This is a genomic window from Paenibacillus sp. FSL P4-0338 (assembly GCF_038002365.1).
Taxonomy (GTDB): domain Bacteria; phylum Bacillota; class Bacilli; order Paenibacillales; family Paenibacillaceae; genus Paenibacillus_AQ.
Window position 1 is genome coordinate 2,651,350 of record NZ_JBBOCG010000001.1, and the last position, 21,807, is coordinate 2,673,156.

15 protein-coding genes and 2 riboswitches are annotated in these 21,807 nt (G+C 53.8%); of the genes, 3 read left to right on the forward strand and 12 right to left on the reverse strand.

Going from position 1 to position 21,807, the window contains the following annotated elements; translation table 11 throughout:
* Positions 1 to 29: 29 nt before the first annotated feature.
* From ribE to MKZ07_RS11825, 4 genes are all read right to left on the reverse strand, one after another.
* Positions 30 to 698, reverse strand: a complete 669-nt coding sequence (ribE, locus tag MKZ07_RS11810; protein ID WP_036698214.1) for a riboflavin synthase — start codon at positions 696 to 698, stop codon at positions 30 to 32.
* 26 nt (positions 699 to 724) lie between these two features.
* Positions 725 to 1,831: a bifunctional diaminohydroxyphosphoribosylaminopyrimidine deaminase/5-amino-6-(5-phosphoribosylamino)uracil reductase RibD gene (gene ribD, locus MKZ07_RS11815; RefSeq protein WP_036698216.1), complete on the reverse strand. Its 1,107-nt coding sequence runs from the start codon at positions 1,829 to 1,831 to the stop codon at positions 725 to 727.
* A 223-nt stretch (positions 1,832 to 2,054) separates the two neighbouring features.
* A riboswitch (FMN riboswitch) is annotated at positions 2,055 to 2,228 on the reverse strand.
* 106 nt (positions 2,229 to 2,334) lie between these two features.
* A complete protein-coding gene (gene mscL / locus MKZ07_RS11820) occupies positions 2,335 to 2,736 on the reverse strand; it encodes a large conductance mechanosensitive channel protein MscL (protein ID WP_036698217.1) in 402 nt (133 codons plus the stop codon).
* A gap of 796 nt (positions 2,737 to 3,532) precedes the next feature.
* Positions 3,533 to 7,024: a collagen binding domain-containing protein gene (locus MKZ07_RS11825; RefSeq protein ID WP_341025907.1), complete on the reverse strand. Its 3,492-nt coding sequence runs from the start codon at positions 7,022 to 7,024 to the stop codon at positions 3,533 to 3,535.
* Between the two features lie 281 nt (positions 7,025 to 7,305).
* On the opposite strand from MKZ07_RS11825, the gene MKZ07_RS11830 reads away from it, so the two are divergent.
* Positions 7,306 to 8,067: a YwaF family protein gene (locus MKZ07_RS11830; protein ID WP_341025909.1), complete on the forward strand. Its 762-nt coding sequence runs from the start codon at positions 7,306 to 7,308 to the stop codon at positions 8,065 to 8,067.
* Between the two features lie 210 nt (positions 8,068 to 8,277).
* Here the strand turns inward: MKZ07_RS11830 and MKZ07_RS11835 are convergent, their stop codons facing one another.
* The 5 genes from MKZ07_RS11835 to MKZ07_RS11855 form a co-directional block, all read right to left on the reverse strand.
* Positions 8,278 to 8,709, reverse strand: a complete 432-nt coding sequence (locus tag MKZ07_RS11835) for a peptidylprolyl isomerase (RefSeq protein ID WP_341025911.1) — start codon at positions 8,707 to 8,709, stop codon at positions 8,278 to 8,280.
* A gap of 124 nt (positions 8,710 to 8,833) precedes the next feature.
* Complete coding sequence (gene lysA / locus MKZ07_RS11840; RefSeq protein ID WP_036698223.1) at positions 8,834 to 10,168, reverse strand: diaminopimelate decarboxylase; 1,335 nt, start codon at positions 10,166 to 10,168, stop codon at positions 8,834 to 8,836.
* 192 nt (positions 10,169 to 10,360) lie between these two features.
* Positions 10,361 to 12,106: a spore germination protein gene (locus MKZ07_RS11845; protein WP_372238111.1), complete on the reverse strand. Its 1,746-nt coding sequence runs from the start codon at positions 12,104 to 12,106 to the stop codon at positions 10,361 to 10,363.
* Positions 12,107 to 13,190: 1,084 nt separating this feature from the next.
* Entirely contained in the window at positions 13,191 to 13,616 is a 426-nt protein-coding gene (locus MKZ07_RS11850) for a stage V sporulation protein AB (protein ID WP_341025913.1), read from the reverse strand.
* The gene (locus MKZ07_RS11855) at positions 13,613 to 14,278 is read right to left on the reverse strand and encodes a stage V sporulation protein AA (RefSeq protein WP_341025915.1); all 666 of its coding nucleotides are present in this window, start codon (positions 14,276 to 14,278) and stop codon (positions 13,613 to 13,615) included. The genes MKZ07_RS11850 and MKZ07_RS11855 overlap by 4 nt, the downstream gene beginning before the upstream one ends.
* 189 nt (positions 14,279 to 14,467) lie before the next feature.
* On the opposite strand from MKZ07_RS11855, the gene MKZ07_RS11860 reads away from it, so the two are divergent.
* Positions 14,468 to 15,625 carry a hypothetical protein gene (locus MKZ07_RS11860; protein ID WP_341025917.1) on the forward strand — a complete coding sequence of 386 codons (1,158 nt, stop codon included), beginning with the start codon at positions 14,468 to 14,470 and terminating at the stop codon, positions 15,623 to 15,625.
* A 147-nt stretch (positions 15,626 to 15,772) separates the two neighbouring features.
* Here the strand turns inward: MKZ07_RS11860 and MKZ07_RS11865 are convergent, their stop codons facing one another.
* A complete protein-coding gene (locus tag MKZ07_RS11865; protein ID WP_036698232.1) occupies positions 15,773 to 16,735 on the reverse strand; it encodes a DMT family transporter in 963 nt (320 codons plus the stop codon).
* A gap of 127 nt (positions 16,736 to 16,862) precedes the next feature.
* A riboswitch (FMN riboswitch) is annotated at positions 16,863 to 17,010 on the reverse strand.
* A gap of 232 nt (positions 17,011 to 17,242) precedes the next feature.
* On the opposite strand from MKZ07_RS11865, the gene MKZ07_RS11870 reads away from it, so the two are divergent.
* Positions 17,243 to 18,421, forward strand: coding sequence for a PstS family phosphate ABC transporter substrate-binding protein (locus tag MKZ07_RS11870; protein ID WP_076162276.1), 1,179 nt, complete (start codon positions 17,243 to 17,245; stop codon positions 18,419 to 18,421).
* A gap of 683 nt (positions 18,422 to 19,104) precedes the next feature.
* On the opposite strand, the gene MKZ07_RS11875 is transcribed toward MKZ07_RS11870, so the two are convergent.
* Together MKZ07_RS11875 and MKZ07_RS11880 are read right to left on the reverse strand one after the other, a co-directional pair.
* On the reverse strand, positions 19,105 to 20,586 hold the full coding sequence (locus tag MKZ07_RS11875) for a carboxylesterase/lipase family protein (RefSeq protein WP_341025918.1): 1,482 nt from the start codon (positions 20,584 to 20,586) through the stop codon (positions 19,105 to 19,107).
* A 20-nt stretch (positions 20,587 to 20,606) separates the two neighbouring features.
* Positions 20,607 to 21,764, reverse strand: coding sequence for an AI-2E family transporter (locus tag MKZ07_RS11880; protein WP_036698238.1), 1,158 nt, complete (start codon positions 21,762 to 21,764; stop codon positions 20,607 to 20,609).
* Between the last annotated feature and the right edge of the window lie 43 nt (positions 21,765 to 21,807).

Genomic DNA, 21,807 nt, shown 5'->3' on the forward strand with positions numbered 1-21,807 from the left:
GACGGCTTGCCGTATGCCTGATCAATAGATTATACGAACCCGTTGGCCGCCAAAAAATCATGGCTGATCTTCGAGCTTCCTCCATCCTCTTCATTGCCCGCGCGCGAACCGTAATGGAGCAGATGGTCCACGTATTTACCGAGCACATCACATTCGATATTCACCCGGTCTCCCGCCCGCTTGTGGGCCAGTACCGTCTCTCCCAGCGTGTGCGGGATAATCGACACGGTGAAGGTTGCGGCTTCCGTCCTCACAACCGTAAGGCTAATGCCGTCTATGGTAATGGAGCCTTTGGGAATGATGAATTTGAACAGGGATTTGCGGTCCGGTGCAATCTCGAACACCACTGCATTCTGATCGCGCCTGACGCTGCGGATCTCACCGGTTCCATCCACATGCCCTTGGACAATATGCCCTCCGAAGCGTCCGCCGGCAGCCATAGCGCGTTCCAGATTCATTGCGGACCCGGTGCGCAGCTCCTTGAGCGTACTGTTGCGGTAGGTCTCGGGCATAACGTCAACCGTGAAATGATGGTCTCCGAGTGAGGTTGCCGTGAGACAGACCCCATTGACCGCCACACTGTCGCCGATCTTGAGATCTCCCATAATGAGCGATGCGCCGATATTCAGCACCATCATCTCCCCGCCGCTGGTGACGCTACGCAGAACTCCCACCTCTTCAATCAAGCCGGTAAACATACCATCCCTCCTTCCTGAATAGTCGGTTAATGCTGAGGAACCGGGGTTCCGCTGATACACACATTATCCCCGAGCACTTCCACTTCCAATCCTTCAAGCTGGATGGCATCACGCATCAGCTCCACACCCCCGAAGTCGAAGGTCCCCGCTGCTTCCGCGCCGCCGCCGACAATCTTGGGAGCGAAGAAGAGGACCACACGGTCAACCAGTCCCTCCGCAAGCATCGCCCCATTCAGCGTCCCGCCGCCTTCCAGCAGAATAGACCCAATCTCCATTGCACCGAGCGCAGCCATAGCCGCCTGCAGATCCACACGCGGACCGCTGCCCGCAGCAATGACCTCTACCCCTGCAGCCAGCAGCGCTGCTCTGCGGTCAGGATCGGCTGCTTCTGTCGTTACGACCACCGTAGGCGCGAGTCCATCCTTGACCACCGCGCTGCCTGGCGGAAGCCGCAGCGAGGAGTCAATGATAATCCGCAGCGGATTCCGCCCGGGCACATTCAGTCTGGTCGTCAGCGAAGGGTTATCGGCAATTACCGTATTCACCCCGACCATAATTCCCTGATGGCGGTGACGCAGGGTATGTACAATCTCCCGTGCCTCAGCATTCGAGATCCACTTGCTGTCTCCGGTCCGGGTGGCGATTTTGCCGTCCAATGTGCTGGCGCTCTTGAGGGTTACGAACGGCTTCTTCGTCAAAATATACTTGATGAACTTCTCGTTCAGCCGCAGCGCCCGGCCCCGCAGCAGACCTACTTCAACATCAATTCCCTGCTCGCGCAGCATCGCAATTCCCCGGCCTGCCACCTGAGGATTGGGGTCCTCACAGGCGACGACCACTCTGGCCACCCCTTCGTCGATCAGACGCTGACTGCATGGAGGCGTAATGCCATAATGGCTGCAAGGCTCCAGCGTAACATAGGCCGTACTGCCTTGTGCTTTGCCTGCTGCCATATTGAGCGCATGCACCTCGGCGTGTCCGGTCCCGCGCTGCAGATGAGTTCCAATCCCGATCATGGCACCGTCCTTCACGACTACGCAGCCAACCACAGGATTAATTCCGGTTTGGCCCTGTGCCCGCTCCGCCATATCCAGCGCAAGGGACATGTAAAACTCATCGTTCATCTTATCCATGTCTTGTCTCCTATCCCAAGGCTATAGTCTTCATGTGTACCCAACCCTAAACAGAAAAACCCGTCTCAATCTCCAGGAGGAGTTCAAGACGGGATATACGAGAGGTGATCACAGCAAAGAATATATGCGTAAATAAACGCCGGACCTCCACCATTGTGAAAGTTCGCACATAATATCCGAAAACATTGCTGCTCGGCCGCCTGCTGCAAGCACGGCACGTGAATCTCTCCTTCTTCCATCCAGACTATACTGTCGGTCCCGGAATTACACCGGGTCCACCGTCCGTAGCAATATCATACGAAGCGGGTAGCGGACTAAGCGCCGGAACCAGCTATATTCAGCCAGATCCGTCAGCATCACCGCCGGTAGGGAATCACACCCTGCCCTGAAGGATTGATCTATTCAGTTTAATACTAAGTTACGCCTACAACAAAATTATCACTTCACTGCGGGAAAAGCAAGTGTGCTTCAGAAATTTACTATATTTATGTAACTTAATTCCCTTATACACCCTTCTCGCGATGCTTGTCCGTTCTCAGCAGATCGCGGATTTCCGTCAGCAGGACCACATCCGGTGCCGGGGCGGGTGTCTCAACCACCTCAACCTTAACGGTCTCCTTGCGTCTGAACCGGCTGCTCAGCTTCACCACCAGGAAGATGGAGAAGGAAATAATGAAGAAGTCGACTACGGTCTGGAGAAACATACCGTATTTCACCTCAGCTTCTCCGGTTCCGAAGCTTAGTTCCTTCAGATCAATACCTCCGCTGATCAGACCGATAAGCGGCATAATAATGTCTCCCACCAGCGAGGTAACAATTTTGCCGAATGCCGCTCCAATGATTACGGCAACCGCCAGATCAAGTACATTGCCTTTCATGGCGAAGCTTTTGAATTCCTTCCACATGACGAACCATCCCTCCGAAACTTTGAATTTGAAATTATTATAGCATTTATATCAACACGTATAGCAACCTGTAAGCAGAAAAATATATAAGTGGAGTAGGATTAACGTGTGCACTTGGAATAACGCTCCGCAGACGGACCGTTATTCCAATCGCTGTGGTCGTAAGAATTTTTTTCATTCCCCTGAGCGGTGAAAATCCGGAGACTGCTGATGCTTCCGAAGCGAGCTTTCCTGCGGAAAGCTTTCAGGCGAACGCTGCCGCTTTTCCGCGGGTCGTTCCGTCCGCTCCGCTGTTTAAGCGGGGTACGAAATACCTAATATTCTAACTAGCTCAAAACCCATTCATCTCAAAAGAGTGAGCTTAGTACGCACAATTTTAGCATGGACCAATTGACTCTGAATCTACGGAATGCAGCCCAAATGAGCGAATGTAGTGCATTAATACACTTGAATTCCCACGAATTGAGCAAAACGAGCGAATGAGGTGCAAAAGTACACTTGAATTCATCAGCAATGAGCAAAACGAGCGAATGAAGTGCATAAGTACACCTGAATTCATCAGAAGTGAGCAAAACGAGCGAATGAAGTGCATAAGTACACCTGAATTCATCAGAAGCTACCAAAACGAGCAAATGTAGTGTATAACCAGAAGCACAAAGGAGCGTTTCTCCAATAAGGGAGAAACGCTCCTTTTTTCATATTCAGCTTCGAAGAAGATATAGGTTTTGTTGCCACCTATGGAATATTTACTTTTGGCACAGCTCCTGCTGTGACCCTATCCTGCTGCTAATTCAGCCTAGTCCTGCTTGCGTGTTCTGCGGAATACCCGGCTGAGGATAAAGCCGCCCAAAATGAGGGCTGCACCCGTCAGATAGATCGGCAGCGGGCTGTTCTCTCCGGTCTGCGGCAGTCTGCCGCTGCCGTCATTCGTACCCGAGACCGTTCCCTGCGGTACCGCATCGTCTTCAACATCTACTTCCGGATTGCCCAGCGGGATATTATCATCGATTGGCGTCACCACTTCAGGTGCTGCCGGTCCTGGAGTCACAGTTGGTACCGGTGCAGATGGCAGCGGGGTTCCAGGCAAGCCTGGTCCTGCAGGAATCTGCGAATCATCGATAATAACTCCCGGTTCGAATGTGCCGGCTGGTGTTGGTGCCGGAGTAAATACCAGTCCTCCACCAGGCGATGTCGGAACAGGTGTAGCCTCTGGTCCCGTAGAATCTGTAGGCACCGGCGATGGAACTGTAGTCGGAACTGTAGTCTCTACAGGTGTCTCAGTTGGCACCGGAGTTACAGTCGGCGTTGGTGTTACTGTCGGCGTTGGCTGCTCCGCCAGCTTATTATACAGGGTAAGATTCAGCACGGCCGATGAGCCGATTGTCACCGGATGCTCCGTGGAATCAAGCACATAGCCTTGCGGTGCAACCGTTTCAATCAGGACATAGCTGCCCAGCCACAGATTGTTAAACGCCGCGATGCCTGCTGCATCTGTGGTGCGGGTATTCACCAGCACCCGGTCACTTCCGTTCAGGCGGTATAGCTCATAGGTAGCTCCCGCCAGCGGTTTGGCACCATTGCCTGCTTCCAGCTTGAAGACATTAAGCGTCCCTCTGACGCCGCTGCCTGTTCCCGAACCGCTGGAGACCCCAACGATAATCTCCTTAGTCGTCTCCTTGGTGATAAGTTTGACGTTATTGCCGCTGAACCTTACCGAATTGACGAGCTTATCGCCAGTATTCGCAACGATCAACGACTGATATTCCAGCACATAGGCGGAATGGATGTCACCAAGGAAGCTTAAAACGAAGGACTGTCTGCCCTGTGCATCGGCGCTGATCGTTAAGGTGTAATCGGTATCCTTCACAAGCGGCGTGCCGCTCTTCGTGACTTCGCCGTTCACAGCCGTAACCGTACGGTAGAGCTGGAAGCTGTCCGGCAGCAGGATCTGATTCGTGCTTGGCACATCGGTGATCACGGCATCTTTTACATGGGACTGGGTGCGGTTGATCGCAATGGTCCAGTTCAGCTTATCTCCATTCTGCGCACCGTCTTTGAACACATATTCGTCCCCATGCGGGATATCTACCCTGGCATTCAAATCCTTGGAGACCTTCATCATGCCATCCAGCAGCTTGGCTGTATTGAGAACCTTGGTTCCAATCAGCTTTCCAGACAGACTCGTTTTGAACACGATATAATAGGGCGAATTAATGGCTGTGACAAAATCAACCTTCAACTCATTGCCGCTGCCCACGCTATAGCTGAACTCATTGCCGGCAACCTCAGCGCCAAAGCTATGTTTTCCATCCTTGGCAATATTCATCTTGTATACCTTCAGTGAGCCGGGTACCAGAGACTGTCCGTCACTCAGTACATCCGTCACTACAGGATCGGCAATGAATTTGCTGTTGTAATTGACGCCTACGGTCCAGGTCAGTTCTTTGGCCGAAGCATCATATGCCCCGGATTTGAACCCGTTGGTCTTCACCTCAAAATTAGGAATAAACTTACCGCTGGCTTCCGTCCACTGTGCCTTGTTCTGGCTGTCCTTCCAGTCAATCCGGGCCACGTTGATGAAATCATCCGTATTGCCGGTAAGCCAGTCATTGCTGAATTCCGTGTGATAACTAATGGTATAAGTACCTGTAACAGGTGAGTTGAATTTCACCTTGAAGCCTTCATTCGGCTGAGCCGGTGAATTCACAATCAGGGTATAAGCCGATGAAGGGATCACTGTGCCGGATAGTGTACGGACCACCAGAGAACCTGAGATGTATTTCTGTCCTCCCTGCGGGAAGCTGTCTGTAACTACCACTTCGTTCATTGGGTAATTGTCACCATTGAACGTGATTTTCCAGTCGGTCGTATGCTTGTTGTAATCCACCCCGGACAGATTCTTATAGATAATAATGGGCCGAATCAGTTGAGTAGCGTTGCTGCTATAGGTACTGTCAGAGACAGTGTTGGTAATCTTCGTATCTTTGAACACACGATCTGCGGCTTTGGTCGTATATTCGATCAGATAAGCCGATTTCACTGTATTCTTGAACTCCAGTCTGAATCCGTTGCCGGATTCGTTGCTGACTGGTGTTACTGTGTAATCACTGCCTGCATTAAGAGCCGTGCCCTTCGTAGCTTCTCCGGCTGCATTCAGGGTAACCGGATAGATCCTCACCGAGTTCTCCAAGAGCACCTGGGAGCTGTTGAACACATCCGTCAACACCGCGTTCTCCGGGGAGATCGTCCGGTTATTGTAGTTGTATTCGATAGCCCAGTTGATGGTCTGGGTGCCCCAGTCATAACGGACGGCTTTTTTGTTAAGGCTGCCTCCGCGTTCAATGACCACTGTATCCGAAGCGCTTACCGGGTCACGGCCGTCCCCTGTGAAGGTTGCCGTGTTGGTGAAGCTGGACAAGTTGTCGCTTACTACCTGCGTTGTATACGCGATACGGTATGCCCCTGTAATCACTGGGTCCGTGAACTGAAGCTTCAGTGTCCCGCCGGAGACGCCGGCTGTATATTTGCTGCTGTCTACCAGCTGCCCTTGCGTGACTGTGCCGTCAAGCTGAACATTCAGCTGATATACGGCAAGTGTAACCGTGCTGTCCAGTGCGAGCCCGGCAGGAATCGGGTCGGTCACAGCAGCGCCGCTTACCGGCTCCAGTTTTTTGTTCACATCAACGGTCCAGTCAATATGATCCGCGTTGAAGCCGCTAGAGATTCCCTTCTTGGTAATCGTCGAGCCTACAGTAGGCTTGAACGATACCGTAATCGTCTGGACTCCGCCGTTCACCGGGAACAGAATCTGCTGGACGGTGCTGCCGCTGATCACTTTTTTGTCAAATTGGGTATTAATACGTAGGGTCCCCTGCACATTGGCATGACTCTCGATATAATCGCCAAACGTCATCACTACCTGATGGGTAGCCTGGCTGACTGTGAATGTGCCTACCGTTCCATCGTCCGATTCCAGTCCGCCTTGAATGTCATTGAAGAGCTGGAATTGCTCGGGAAGCTGGAAAGTAAAGCTGTCTCCCTGACTATAGCCGTGGCCGTTAGGAAGCGACCAGGTATAGTCCAGCTTCACGGTGGAGTCCACATCATACACACTGCCTGTCACCGTCTGTCCATCCGGACCATATACCGCCATGGATACGCTGGTAATAATGTCCTGGTCCTGCTCAATGGCCGCCGCTGTAGCCTGCTGGGTGAAGCCCAGCCCTGAGACCAATTGCACAAATAACATGGCGAGGATCACTGCCAGGCTTGTTCTTTTTTTCACCATTTCCCATAAGCCCCCGTTCTTCCGATTGAATGATTTGAAGCATACCTGCTAAAAAGATGGCTGCTGAACGCACCGGTAAGGACACACTCCACCTGAAGTTTCGTTATGTATACGGGCTAAGAGTCCATCTTATGTAAATAAACTTGTAAACCTGACTTTTCTGCCCACAACAGACGATATATACTTATATCACCTAAGAGTAGAACTTTAGAATCAGAAATGGTTAAAATTAAAGAAATTATTATGTTACTCATATTTCAGGATTCAAGGAGTGATTTCAAGTGAACCGAACTTTATTCTGGGACCGTGCCCGCGACAGCGATTTCGTCATGCTCTCCGCCTCCCATCTCGTTACTCTGTCTGTCATCGCCCTATGCTGCCTGGCGCTCTTTGGGGCCCGCTTCGCCCTGCGCAGCCGCTCTGACATGCGGTTAGGCATACGCCTGCTGCTGATCCTGCTGCTGGCTGCTTCCGAGGGCGGCCTGCATGTCTGGTATCTGTCCCATGACAGCTGGAGCCGCAGCTCTTCCCTGCCGCTGGAACTATGCGGAATTTCCCTGCTCCTGTCCATCGTGATGCTGCTCACGCGCAGCAGGCTGCTGTACAACTTTCTTTATTTTGCCGGGATCGGCGGTGCATTCATCGCCCTGCTTACGCCTAATCTGGTCTATCCGTTTCCGCATTTCCGCTTCCTGCTGTTCTTCATCGCCCACGGATCGATCATACTCGCGTCTCTCTACATGACCTGGGTCGAAGGATATAAGCCCACCTGGCGCTCCCTATTCTTCACCATGCTCTGCCTGAACCTTGTCGCAGCATGCGTGTACGCCGCCAATGTACTGCTGGACTCCAACTATATGTTCCTGATGCGCAAGCCCAGCACGTTCTCGGTACTGGACTATTTCGGCCCTTATCCCTACTATCTGCTGGTTGAAGAAGCCTTCGCCTTCGTCATCTTCCTCCTGATGTTCCTGCTCTTCTTCAAGCTGCCGGAGCTGTACATGGCCCGCCGCGCCGCAGCCAGCCGGAAACTTGGCAGGTAAATTCAGGGGAGGAAAATGAGGGGCACTTGTGCTATTTTTCCACCTGTTGCCTGAAAAGGCTGCCTCCGCTCATGAGTAAGTGGAGAATCCAACTGCGATTGTATAATTCCCCGCACGGCAAAAAGCACCCGGCTGGATAACCCAGCCGGGTGCTTCGGCGATGCCATAGAAAGAGGAACCTCGCCCTATAGCGTCTATGGAATGCTTGTATTAAGCTTCTACAATTTCAACGGTCGTCATCTTGTCGCGGCCTTTGAAAGCGTCAACCAGGTCCATGCCTTCAACCACTTTACCGAATACAGTGTGTACTCCGTCCAGGTGCGGTTGTGGAGCGTAAGCGATATAGAACTGGCTTCCGCCTGTGTTCTTGCCGGCATGGGCCATAGCCAGGGAGCCGCGCTCGTGCTTGTTCGGGTTGATCTCGCAGTTGATGGTGTATCCAGGACCGCCGGTGCCTGTTCCATTCGGGCAGCCGCCTTGTGCTACGAAGCCTGGAATCACGCGGTGGAACAACAATCCGTTGTAGAAGCCTTCTTTTGCCAGCTTCTCAAAGTTAGCTACTGTATTAGGCGCATCCTGGTCGAACAAGTCGATCAGCACGACGCCGCCGTTTTCGAGTGTAACTTTCGCTTGCTTAGTCATATGTAAATGACCCCTTTCGAAATGACAAATATAGAACACTTTTATTAGTTTACTATGAAACGTGGCACAAAGCAAAGCAAGCGGGAAGTCCTCCCGCCTGCTGCTATAGTACAGCCTTATGGTCTTATTTCGTAACGGCCTGTTTGGCAATCCTTGCAGGCACGATATCATTGGCAACAATGTCCTGATGGGACTCACGGCGTACGACCAGATCACTCTGCCCGTTCTGCACGAATACTACTGCCGGACGGCGGATACGGTTGTAGTTGCTGGCCATGGAGTAATTGTAGGCACCTGTGCAGGCCACAGCCAGCAAATCGCCGCTCTCCACCTTAGGCAGCTCAACATCCCAGATCAGCATATCGCCGCTCTCGCAGCATTTGCCGGCGATGGATACCTTCTCCACGTTAGGCTCAGTCGCACGGCTTGCCAGCAGCGCTTCGTACTTGGATTCATACAGGGCCGGACGCGGATTGTCTGTCATGCCGCCATCAACAGCTACATATTTGCGCACACCCGGAATTTCCTTGCTGGTTCCAACCGTGTATAGGGTCGTACCGGCATCTCCTACGATGCTGCGGCCCGGTTCCACCCAGATCTGCGGCAGCGAATCGTTAATGCCGGTGAAGTGGGTCTTCACTGCATCTGTGATGGCTGCGACATATTCGGAGACCTGCAGCGGCGTATCGCCGTCCACATAACGGATTCCGAAGCCTCCGCCCAGGTTGACTACAGGGAAGCTGATTCCCAGCTCTTCCTTAATAGTACGGGTGAACTCGGCAATCCGTTCAACTGCAAGCTGGAAGCCTTCGGTCTCAAAAATCTGCGACCCGATATGCGAATGTACGCCGAGCAGGTTCAGATTCGTCAGGCTGTCAGCAAGGCTGACCGCTTCACGGGCCGAGCCGTTGCCGATATCGAAGCCGAATTTGGAGTCGGTCTGTCCTGTAGAAGCGTAGGCATGATGGGCATGGGCTTCTACCCCAGGCGTAACGCGCAGCAGAATATTAACGGTCACTTCTCTGCGTGAAGCAATAGCCTGAAGCAGACGAAGCTCTACTAAATTATCGGCAACAAAGCAGCCAATCCCAGCATCAATCGCCATCTCAATCTCATCCGGTGTCTTATTATTGCCGTGGAAATGAATGCGTTCCGCCGGGAAACCGGCTTGCAGCGCAGTATACAGCTCTCCATCGGAGACCACATCCAGCGACAGTCCTTCCTCATCCGCAAGCCGGCACATCGCCATCGTCGAGAACGCCTTGCTGGCATAAGCCACCTGGAACCCGAGACCGGAAGCTGTGAATGCCTCCATGTACTCACGGCAGCGGCGGCGGACCAATTGCTCGTCCACTATATATAGCGGTGTTCCATATTCCGCCTTCAATTCAGTTACATCACATCCGCCGATCTCCAAATGCCCTGCATCATTGATTCGGCTCGTCCCGTGTAAAAACATTGCGCAGTCCTCCAATTTCTGTGGAATCATCCGATCCACCCTGTCTAGTATATGATTTGGGGCCCCGATGCGTTCCTGTAAAAGATGCTCAGAATACAAATCCGGCTTATTGCGGGGCTATTCAGTATACTCAGTATAACAGACAGAGGGAACACCGTTGAATGGACTTTTTTGCAGTTGATTTGTATTTTCCTACGACTTGCGCGGGGCGTCCTTATTCTCAGGCATCCGGGTGTTATCTCTTGTTTTGTTGAAGGATGGCCTTGTTTTGGAGCTGAGCACCGGCTGACGCAGAAGGATCTCCGCCATAGCTTTTGCATTAAATGGTATAAACGGCCACATGTATGGAGAGTTATACGAACGGTGTGTGGTCAGCAGCACCACCAGCAGCGTCGTCCCGATCATGAAGCCGGGGATGCCATAAGCAGCCACGGCCAGCAGAAGCGCAAGCCGGACAATCCGGTTGGCCAGCCCCAGCTCGTAGCTCGGCGTCGCGAACATCCCGATGGAGGCCACCGCCATATAGAGCACCACTTCATTGACAAAAAGCCCGGTCTGTACGGCGATATCACCGACCAGAATGGCAGCGATCAGCCCCATCGCGGAGCCGAGCGGAGTCGGTGTATGCACCGCAGCCATCCGCAGCAGGTCCACCCCCAGCTCAACGATCAGGAACTGGGCAATGAGCGGGAGATTGGCTGATTTTTGCGGACCGATGAAATCAAGCATGCCGGGCTTCAGCTCCGGATGGAGCACCATCAGCATCCACAGCGGAAGCAGGAACATCGATGCAAAGATCCCGATGAAGCGGACCCAGCGGAGATAAGTCCCCATAAAAGGCGTCTGGCGGTTCTCTTCCGCATGCTGGCACAAATCAAAAAACGTCGTCGGCAGCACCATGACACTCGGGGAAGTATCGACAAACACAACCACCCGGCCCTCCAGCAGATGGGAAGCGACAATATCCGGCCGTTCCGAATAACGGACCAGCGGATAAGGGTTCCAGCCGCCGCCGACAATCGCTTCCTCCAGCTGCTTGTCCGCCAGGGGAATGCCGTCGAGATTGACGCTTTTCAGCTTGTCCGTAACGGCCTGAACCTGGGTCTTATCCACGATATCATCGATGTAAGCTAAGCAGACATCTGTCCGGGTCCGCCGTCCAATCTGATGCATCTCCAGCTTCAGCCCGGGGTCGCGGATACGTCTTCTAACCAGAGCCACGTTGCTTAGCAGCGTCTCTGTGAAGCCGTCCCTCGATCCGCGGACCACCCGCTCAATAGACGGCTCATCCGGGCTGCGGGAAGGGTACGAACGGGTATCCATGATGATAACCTGCGATTCCCCTTCAATGAAGAACGCGCTCATGCCAGCTAACACTTTGTTGATGCTCTCGCTGAACAGCTCGCCTTTCTCCACCTGAACATGGGGAATATACTCACTCATGAAGCTGGCGACCACATCGGTCGATACATTTTCCGGGGTCAGATACGTCAGGCGCTTCAGAATTTCATCGATAATCGTATCCTTGGCGAAGCCGCTAATGCAGAGCAGGGCCGCGCGTTTTCCGCCGAAGGACATTTCCCTGAACACGATATCGAAGGATGAGCCCAGCCCAAGCACTTCGGTCAGTGTATTCTTGGCATCCGCAAGCGATTGTGGAATCTTGTCATTGCCTTGCCAATACGTAATCGACTGCTCCAGGGAGTCAGAGCGTTCATTGTCCCTTTTTTGCTGCAGGGGGTCCTTGGGCTTGCTTGCAGAATCCGCTCCCTGACCGGCTTTGGCCTTCTTGGGGGCGGACTGCTTAGGTGCGGACTGCTTCGGCTGCTGTGGCTGATCAGCTTCCTGACCGTTCTCCTGATCCTCAGACTCTTCATCATCTCCAAATAATCGGGCAAAAAAGCCTTTATGGCTCTTATCCTGCGTCTGCGCCCCCAGCTCGTCCGAGGTTTCCAGGTCCTGTGACTTGTCTCTGCCGTCCTCATGAGTTCCTTGTCCCACGCCGGACTCCGCAGTGGAATTATCCGTTCCTGAATTATTTGTCACTGTCTGTGCTGCTCCGGTCTGCTCCGGTGTACCCGCACCTTCGGAATCTGCTGATTCCGGGCCAGCAAAACCGGCGGAGGCAGAATCTCCTGCAAAATGCGCGCCCTGCTGCGAATGGTCCTTTGTCTGGTCTCCGCTCCCGGATTCCGCAGACGCTTCCTCCGGCTGACCAGACTTGCCCAGCTCATCCGCAGCTTCCATCTCCTGATTGGATCCATCCGTATTACCGGAGCCGTCCCCGCCCTGCTCCTCCGGCCCGGCATCGTCGCCAAACAGACTGCTGAAGAACCCTTTGATCCCTCCGCCGGACGATTCCTGATCGTCTCCGTTATCGGATGCGGGATCATCCTCGGTGCTGGTCTCATCATCTCCAGGTGCTGCGTTCTTCCCGCCGCCATCCATACCTTCTCCAGACGCGGCACTCTTCCCACCACTAGCCTCGCCATCTCCAGGCGCAGCATTCTTCCCGCCGCCAGCTTCTCCTTCTCCAGACGCAGCGTTCTTACCGCCGCCAGCCTCACTTTCGCCAGACGCAGCCTCTTCCCCGCCAACAGCCTCGCCATGTCCAGACGCAGCGTTCTTAACACTGCTATCCTCACCTTCTCCAGCTGCAGCATTCTTCCCGCCGCTATCCTCCCCGCCGGTATCTGACGGAGTATCCAAGCCCGATGGGCTCTCCTGCCCACCCTCAATCGGGCGTGTCACCGCGCCCGGCTCCGCTGAAGCCTCCAGCCCCTTCCCTGTACTGCTCTGGGACGCCGCAGGTTGCTCTTCCTGCTCAGGCGGCTTCTCCCCCGTCTGTGTGCCCAGCTCCGCCGACGCCTCCAGCTCCTGACCCTTGCCGCTCTGGGACGCAGCCGGTTGCTCTGCTTGCTCCGGTGATTTTTGCTCACTGCTCTGCTGCGCAGAACGGTCTTTCTTTTTATCCGTCTCTACCTGATCACCGCTGTGAATGTACCTCACGCCCTAGCCCCCTTTACTGTTGATATACTAACCAGTCGAACAACGAGCCTGCCACCTTGCCGCATACCATCGCCATTAAGAGACCAAGCAGCAGATGGGTCATATGCAGACGTTTGGCCAGGATCGGCAGTACATTCAGCACCTCGGTCAGAGCCGCCGCCAGCATCCCGATGAATATGCCGTTGAACAGGCCGACCCCCAGCTCAATCAGCGGGCCCGCCGCCATTTTCCAGTTCCAGAAGTCGCTCACCGTCCCCAGCAGGGAACCGCCAACCATCGCTCCCTCATACCAGTGAACCTTGTCATAGGAAGAGGTGAGCTGCGCCAGCCGGGGGATGATGTCCAGCACTACGAATAGCGCAATCACCCCGCCGCCTACCGCGATTCCCCCGGCAATCCCGAGCAGCGTATGAAGTCCAAGCGACAGTGGTGCCGTCATGCGCCCCCCTCCCGGCTGCCGGGTGCTTCGTCACTGCGGCGTTTCATTTTGCGGTACTCCTCGTTGATTACATATTGATCGATATTCTTCTGATACAGGAACATTTCCACCTCAAGGGGAGTCGGCTCCTCATTCCATTTCTTTTTGAACAAATGATTGAAAAAAATGACCATCCCAAGCCCGATGCCCAGCGAATAGGCAATCTGAAACAGATAAGGATGCTCGTCCCTGCGGCCGGTCAGCATCTCCACAATCCGGATCTGTACCTCCAGCATGCTGACATCGGCATGGAAATTCATAATCGTCAGCGCAGAGCCGAAGAACAGCAGCAGCCAGACCAGCACGAACAGGGCTATAGAAGGTTTAGCAGCCGTAGACGGACCTTCAATCTGTACAATGGTACGGCCTTCGCCAATCGGCTGAATCTCCGCATCAGGGTACACTTCCTGAATCCGGGGAATGACGGTCAGCAGATCAACCAGGATCAGATTGCCGTCACTCTCCTTCGGCTGAAGCACAAGCAGGGTATACAGTGCCTCCCGCCACGTTGGCTCAGTGATCAGATAAGCGACATCGCGCAGCAGCACCCCCTTGCCCTTGGGCACCGTCACCCGGTTCTTAAGCTGGATATATACGGCTGTAGCCGGGGAATCAGTGTTCATCTGCGGGGCCTCCTTAAGCTCAGGTGTGATGCCGTCCTACGGCAAGAATAAGGGTAGTATGGGAAAAAAGGCTTATTTTTACTCTTCCCCTCCGCAATTCATCGGGACTTACGCAGGACCACCGAAACTTTTCCTGCCTCAGGGCCGTCTATAGTTACAGTTATTTACACAGAAAGGAAGGAAGTTCATATGAAAAAAGCATTGCACCAATCGTTACGGATGGCTCTGTCTGCATCAATGCTTCTGGCATTCGCTGCACCCCTCACAGCACATGCAGCCGAGAAGATCGAGGTATACGATTCCTATACCAGCAAAAGCAGCAACGTACAGCTATATTCTGTGAGCCAATTGGACGGGAACCAGTTCATCAATGCCGTCATTGCCCGGCAGCCGGACGGGACTTATGCCAAATGGCCGGAGGCTTTTCAACATTTCTGGAAGTATGACAGCGGGAACTTACAGTTGACGGGGATGGATGATCCGGAGCAAGCCTATGTATACGATACGCAGAGCCAGTCCATTGTGCGCAAAAGTGAATACACCCTCTCCCCTGACGGCAGCTGGGGTGTTCTGGAGCGTTCCCGTTATGAACGTCAGCCGGCGGGCTATATCGCCAAATTTGGTGATCAGTATCTGAGAAACTCGGCGACCGGCAAGGTATCCGTCTATTATTCTACTAAGCGGTACTACAATGCACGGTGGATCAACCAGCATACGCTGCTTGAAAGCGGATATAATGAGGCTGCCAAGCAGAATGTGATCAGTACGTTCGACCCGTCCACCGGGAAGCGGCAGGAGCTGCTGAAAGGGACCTTGAACAACTTGAACCTGTCGAAGGGATTGCTGCAATATGTCAAAAACGAGCCCAAACGCCTCCCATGGATCTATAATCTGAAGGACGGATCATCACGGCTGGTCAAGGACAACCGCGAGCTTGAAGCCTTGTTCCCTGCTCCTCCATCCTCCAGACCGGAAGTCAATTTCCCTAAGGATATGGTGCTGAAAGACCTGTCTGCCGCTGAGATGCCTATCACCTTAGCCTACGAATACAATGTGAATCTGGACGGAAAAAGTGTCGATGTACCCACCGTATTCACTAAGGGCGGACAAGAGTGGATACCGGTGAAGCCGCTTGCTGCGGCACTCGGCTGGAAGATCGAAGTCATGAACATTAGCGCAACAGGCGACCCTTCCGCGGCCTATATCTATAAAATCACAAATGGTAGCAATCACACGGTTCTTACACCTGTTAACAGCTTCAATTCGGCAAGCCGGCTGTATATCGCACCAGCACAGATCAAGGAGCTTGAGTACAAGAGTGTCAAGGTCACTCCATATCTGAAATAAAATTACTCCAGCGGCGGCACTCTTGCCTTGCGTCTGCAGTACAACAAAGAGGATGTTCCCGGACGGCGCGGCCGTGTAGGAACATCCTCTTTGACTATGATGCGCTGGGTCCTGGGGTATGTCCCCTCAGACTGTAGCGCTATGAAGTTAATTCTGTTTGGCCGGCTGCAGCTGATCCCGCTGCTGACTGGAGATGAAGAAGAGCGCCGTCCAGATCAGCGCGAAGCCGACAATCTGCGGCAGGGTTACAAGCTGCTGATAGACCACCCAGTTAATCAGAATACCGGTCATCGGGAAGCTGAGTTCGGCCAGGGTTGCTACCGAAGCTTTGGTCGTATTCAGTCCCTTGTAGTAGAGCAGCATGCTGAGCAGTCCGGGCAGCAGCGCCTGCAGCAGCAGGTTAACGGCAACTGCCGCCGAGCCGCTGACTCCGCCGCTCAACTGCCACGGGGCGCCTTCCATACTTGTAATTACGAACAGCAACGGGAGCGCCAGAATGAAGCGCAGTGAGGTTACCGTCTCATATTTCATTGAGCCCAGCAGATAGCGGCCCATAACTGTAGATCCGCCCCACAAAGCTGCAGCGCCCAACGCCATCAGGCTTCCTACACCCATGAAGCTGTTCACATGGCCGAAGGGAATCGTCCAGCCGAAGGTCAGCAGGTACGTCCCGGCCAGGGCAACGATAAGCAGCGGTGCGAAATGGCGCGGCAAGCGTTCTTTTAGAATAACAGCGGCAAGACCAATGGCGAACAAGGGCTGAAGCTTCTGGAGCAGCAGCACGGCATTGAAGTCTCCGCTGGATAAGGCTTTGGTGAACAGGATGGTCGCTACGGCTGAGCCGCCCCACGATACCACTAGCAGTGCTGCGGCCTGACGCAGACGTACACCCTTCAGCTCTGCGCGGTTACGCCACATTACCGGAGTGGCAACCAGGAAGAGCACAACATGCTCAAGCAGTACAATCTGGGACGAAGTCAGGGATTTCAGCAGGATAATGCGGAACAGCGGGTCAACGCCCCATAAGGCCGCCCCCATAACCACCAGCCAGAATCCGCTGCGCACCGGTGCGGTACGCAAGCCTTGGGATGAAGCAGATACATTACTCATCTTTCATTCTCCTTGTCGATACAAACCCTCGATAGAGACCAAAAACCCCCGTGTCTCCTGTAAACAGGACAAACATCGGGGGTTGTTATCAATAAAGACATACGGAATAGACCCGCCGCCTTTATCTTATGATCCTCTCCCATCCGGACTTTACCGTCGGCTCTGGATTGTCACCAGATCAGTCGCTTCCTCTTGTGATAGAGTAACGAGTCGCGGGCTTAGTTCTCACGAACATCACCGCCGGTCAGGAATTTCACCTTACCCCGAGAATCTTGTATTCTGTTATTATTTTCACAATCTCAGAATACCTCTGATTTTTGATTTCGTCCAGCTTTTTATGAAAATAATCATTATATTTCATTAAGTATTCATTCAAACCATCATTCTGCTAACGCAATCTGCGTGCCGCATCCAGGTTCTGGTTCATTTGGCAGAAACGGCAGTGTGCGCTACACTATAGTATGAACATTTATCATCCCTAATATAGAGATCTATTTGGAGGTTATTATGAAAAGAAGTTTTCCGACCAATCTGCTGTATTCCATCCTAGCTCTGGCCGGCCTTGCCATCATCGGCTTCATGGCTTATGTTATCGCCGCTTTTACAGGAGGGATGCTCTTCTATGGTCCGCTGGCCCTCGTCGTCGCTTCAGGGCTGGCTGTACTCTCCGTGCTCAGCATCTTTGGCCTGTTCAGCAGCAAGGTACGCCGGGTGATCCTGGCCGCTTTTGCCGGAATCTGTGTGCTGGCAGCCGCAGGCCATGAGATTAGACAAGCTTATATCAACAGCTTAGCCGAGGTTAGCGAGCAGGAGGTTAATCTGAATCAGTATGCCCCTTTTGCAGCAAATACCAAAGCCGCATCCCTGAACCATAAGGCTTCCTACCAGCTCATGGAGAACCTGCCGCGCCTGGATGGAGCAACAGCGCTGTACCCGCTGTATTCGGCTTTTGCCCAAGCGGTCTACCCGCAGGATAATTATTCCCCCTTCGTCCAGAAGGAAGGGACAGATTTCGTGGTGTGCACCAGCACCTCCGAGGCTTACAAACGGCTGATTACGGGAGAGGCCGATATCATCTTCGCTGCGGCGCCTTCGCTGGCCCAGACAAAGCAGGCGAAGCTTGCAGGCGCCCAGCTGAAGCTTACCCCGATCGGGCGCGAAGCGTTCGTCTTCTTCGTCAACAAGCGCAATCCGGTCAACAGCATGACTACGGAGCAGATTAAGGATATCTATTCCGGCACCCTGACCAACTGGGAGCAGGTCGGCGGTAAGGATGACCCGATCCGGGCATTCCAGCGGTCAGAGGACAGCGGCAGCCAGACCAAGCTGCAAAAAATCATGGAGGACCGCCAGCTTATGGCTCCGCCGAAGGAGAATGTGGCAGACGTCATGAGCGGCATTATCAGCCTGACCGCCAGCTACCGCAATTACAAGAATGCGCTGGGCTTCAGCTTCCTGTTTTACGCCTCACAGATGAATGCCAGTGATGAGATTAAGCTGCTGGCCATCGATGATGTGCCACCGTCCAAGGAGAGCATCCGCAGTGGAGAATATCCGTTCACGACTGAGTTCTACGCCGTAACGGCCGGCAGCACGAACCCAAACATCGAGCCGTTCCTGGACTGGATTCTGTCCGCCGAGGGCCAGGAGCTGGTTGAGAAGACCGGCTACACTCCAGTGAAATAGGCAGAACACCAGCATCCTAAAGAGATAAGAGGATGCTGGTGCCTCATCGCTTTCTGATGGCATAACATACAGCCAACACACCCCGCGCCTGCCCATTGTAATCGGTTTTCCACATACATTCGGTCCACACACCACCGCCATTGCCCAATGTGTGCGGTTTTCCGCATACGTTCTGAAGTGTTCTCCCTCTCAGCCGGCGCTCCGCCTAAGTCTGGCCAATTTAAGAGTTTTATCTCTCACCCACCGCTTGTATAGGGCAGCATTGTTGCACTTTTTGCAGGACTTCTCTATTACTGTTACTGGCTGGGGTACATTGTTGCATCATTTTCAGGAATTATGGTGTTTAGAGTCAGTTAGCGCTGGATTTGTTGCAATTCATGCAAGATTTCAACATAAACCGTTCCTATCGAACAGTATTGCTGCAATTCGTGCAGGATTTCTCAATTAATGTTACTGGCTGTGGAGCAATGGACCCTTCCCTTATCGCAGCACCCATTGTATTTGCTTTTTCGCATACATTCGCCCGCATATCTCCGCACTTGCTCAATGCATTCGCTTTTTCGCATACATTCGCCCGCAAACCGCTGCACCCGCCATTGTATTCGCTTTTTGCCTACATTCGCCCGCACACAGACAGCAGCCCTCCCGGAGTTCTTCCTCCGGCGAGGGCTGCATTTTTGAACTTATCCCTTATAATGTTCGAAAATCCGTCTGCGCTTCTCCCCGTCCGGGTCATTCACCACAAGCGAGGATTGGTCAAATATCATCGTTGCCCGCGTCTTCGGCGCGTACTGCGGCCAATCCAGTCCCGGCGCTGCCGGATCTCCACTATGGGCGAAGGCAGTCCAGGCGGTCTGCATCGCCTCGGCCACTGCCTCCATCTCCGGCGTCACGCTCAGGCCATACTGCTTCAGCAGCGGGAGGTTGTTGAAGACATACAGAATCTCCGCGCCGTGAATGGCTTTCTCCAGCAGGGGATGCCCGGCCACCGTCCAGTCGAAGCGGTACATCCAGACGGGGGCATGCCCTTGCTGCTTCTCCGCGAACGAAATCGAGCTGGCCCAGAAGAAGAGGTCAGTCAGCACCTCCGCCTGTCCTTCCCAGGTCTGGCTGTAATCGGAGGTCAGCTCGGAGAGGTCACCCACTCCCATCAGCTGCTCCAGCGCTTTGAGCGATTGCTCGAAGTTATCCGCCTTCTGCCCCTCCCGGAAGAACAGATTGCCTTCGTGCAGATTCGTTCCGATCAGCACGGGAATGCCGCTGGCCGCTCCCGCTGCGATGGCCTGTACCGGCTCAACCGGCAAGGTGCCCGGCTCAACAACCGGCTGGAAAAACATATTCATCGAATCTCCAGACAGCTTGTACGCCATCCGGCCTGCGGCTTCCATGATCTCTCCGGCCGACAGCGTATGCAGAGGCTGCGTATCGCCGCCGGGCTGAAGGCCCAGCTCTGCCAGGAAAGCGGCGGCAATCTGCCCGCCCAGCTCTTCATTCAGTGTCTGCGCCGCCCCGCTCTCCATAATGGCCTGGCCGAACAGTCCCTTCGCCGCAGGCATCGCCAGCAGTGCAGCAATGCTCATGCTCCCTGCTGACTCCCCGAAGACCGTGACACGCGCCGGATCCCCGCCGAATGCAGCGATATTCTGCTGCACCCATTCCAGGGCGGCAATCTGATCCAGGAGGCCCAGGTTGCTGCCCAGTCCTCCGCCCAGCGGAGACAGATGCAGGAAGCCGAGCGGACCCAGCCGGTAATTCACGGTAACCACCACGACCTTCCCCGAGACGGCCAGCTTGCTGCCCTCGAACATCGGCTGGCTGCCTGCGCCGGTAACGAAGGTGCCGCCGTGAATCCACACCATCACCGGCAGCGCTTCGGTCTCCTCCGCAACCGCCGGGGACCAGACATTCAGATATAGACAGTCTTCATCATAAATAGGGGTGGTGCCGCCGAACCGCGTCCCGCTGGTGCTGACCGGCTGCAGGCTGACCGGTCCGAACTGGACGGCCTCCCGTACGCCGCTCCAGGACTCCGGCGGCTGCGGTGCCCGGAAGCGCAGCTCTCCAAGCGGCGGGGCAGCGAACGGGATGCCGCGCCACACGTTCACGCCGTTTCCCGCTTCTCCCTCCAGTTGCCCATAAGCTGTATTCACCAGTTGTCCTGTCATTGCACTCATTCCTTTTCGCATTATTCCTCAGTCTTTTCTTCGATGACTCTGTAGAGCCCGGAGCGGAAGCGGAACCACTGGAAGATATGGGTCATTACCACCTTAAGCACGGCGTAGCCCGGCACCGCAAGTATGATACCGAGTACACCGAACATTTTTCCGGCAAAAATAATCACAAAAATAATCGTAATCGGGTGAATCTTCAGTGATTTCCCCATAATCTGCGGCGAGATGAACTTCCCTTCGATCAACTGGACCGCTGTCCAGACAATGACCATCTTCAGCAGCATAAACGGTGAGGTCACCATCGCCACAATCAGCGCAGGGGTAATCGCAATGGCTGGTCCCAGATAAGGAACTACAGCCGTACAAGCGGCAACGATCGCCAGAACCAGCGAATACTCCAGCCCGATAATCAGATATCCGATATAGAGCAGTGCTCCGATGCAGCAGCTGACAATAATCTGGCCGCGGATATACGATGCGATCTGATTGTTCATTTCCTGCATCACCATCCGGGACTGCGGCCGCAGCGCGGTAGGGATGAGTCTCATCAGATAGTCGGGCAATCTTTTGCCGTCGCGCAGGAGATAGAAGAGAATGAACGGTGTAGTCACTACAGCCAGCACAATTTCGGTCAGTGTTCCAACGAAGCTGCCTACGCCGCTGACGGCATTATTCAGGAAGGCGGTGGCCCAGGTCGTCACCTTGCTGGTGATATCACTAAGGTCCGTACCTACACTCGACTGAATCTTATTGAACAATTCACTGCCGGTAAGCTGGACGAACTCCTCCTGAATCTGATCACTATAGACGGGGAAATTGTCAATCAGGCCCATGAGCTGGGTGCGGATGATCGGGATGACCATCAGCAGCACCAGCGTAATGATCCCGATAATAATCAGATACAGAATGACAATGCCATATGCACGCTTCACCCGGCTTCTCTTCTCCAGACGGTCCACCAGCGGATTCAGTAGATAGTAGGCGATCCCTGAGAGCAGCAGCGGCGCTGCCACCGTATGCAGAAGCACAGACAGCGGCTTGAACACAAACGGAATCTTTGAGAATACGAGTATTGTTAAGCCTACCAGCAACGCAATCAGCAGACCTACCACAAACTTGTTGTTCAGAAAAAACTTCTTAAATTTATCCGGCCATACCTGCCGTCTATCCATATCCTGCCGCCCCCTAGCTGCAACTCTTACCTGTTAAGTGTGA

What these genes read in the sequence shown, in the direction of transcription:
- MKZ07_RS11835 (WP_341025911.1), bottom strand. Translation starts at nt 8,709, where the DNA reads ATGACTAAGCAAGCGAAAGTTACACTCGAAAACGGCGGCGTCGTGCTG.
- MKZ07_RS11855 (WP_341025915.1), bottom strand. Translation starts at nt 14,278, where the DNA reads ATGAACACTGATTCCCCGGCTACAGCCGTATATATCCAGCTTAAGAAC.
- mscL (WP_036698217.1), bottom strand. Translation starts at nt 2,736, where the DNA reads ATGTGGAAGGAATTCAAAAGCTTCGCCATGAAAGGCAATGTACTTGAT.
- MKZ07_RS11865 (WP_036698232.1), bottom strand. Translation starts at nt 16,735, where the DNA reads ATGAGTAATGTATCTGCTTCATCCCAAGGCTTGCGTACCGCACCGGTG.
- MKZ07_RS11875 (WP_341025918.1), bottom strand. Translation starts at nt 20,586, where the DNA reads ATGACAGGACAACTGGTGAATACAGCTTATGGGCAACTGGAGGGAGAA.
- MKZ07_RS11870 (WP_076162276.1), top strand. Translation starts at nt 17,243, where the DNA reads ATGAAAAGAAGTTTTCCGACCAATCTGCTGTATTCCATCCTAGCTCTG.
- ribD (WP_036698216.1), bottom strand. Translation starts at nt 1,831, where the DNA reads ATGGATAAGATGAACGATGAGTTTTACATGTCCCTTGCGCTGGATATG.
- MKZ07_RS11880 (WP_036698238.1), bottom strand. Translation starts at nt 21,764, where the DNA reads ATGGATAGACGGCAGGTATGGCCGGATAAATTTAAGAAGTTTTTTCTG.
- lysA (WP_036698223.1), bottom strand. Translation starts at nt 10,168, where the DNA reads ATGTTTTTACACGGGACGAGCCGAATCAATGATGCAGGGCATTTGGAG.
- MKZ07_RS11825 (WP_341025907.1), bottom strand. Translation starts at nt 7,024, where the DNA reads ATGGTGAAAAAAAGAACAAGCCTGGCAGTGATCCTCGCCATGTTATTT.
- ribE (WP_036698214.1), bottom strand. Translation starts at nt 698, where the DNA reads ATGTTTACCGGCTTGATTGAAGAGGTGGGAGTTCTGCGTAGCGTCACC.
- MKZ07_RS11860 (WP_341025917.1), top strand. Translation starts at nt 14,468, where the DNA reads ATGAAAAAAGCATTGCACCAATCGTTACGGATGGCTCTGTCTGCATCA.
- MKZ07_RS11850 (WP_341025913.1), bottom strand. Translation starts at nt 13,616, where the DNA reads ATGACGGCACCACTGTCGCTTGGACTTCATACGCTGCTCGGGATTGCC.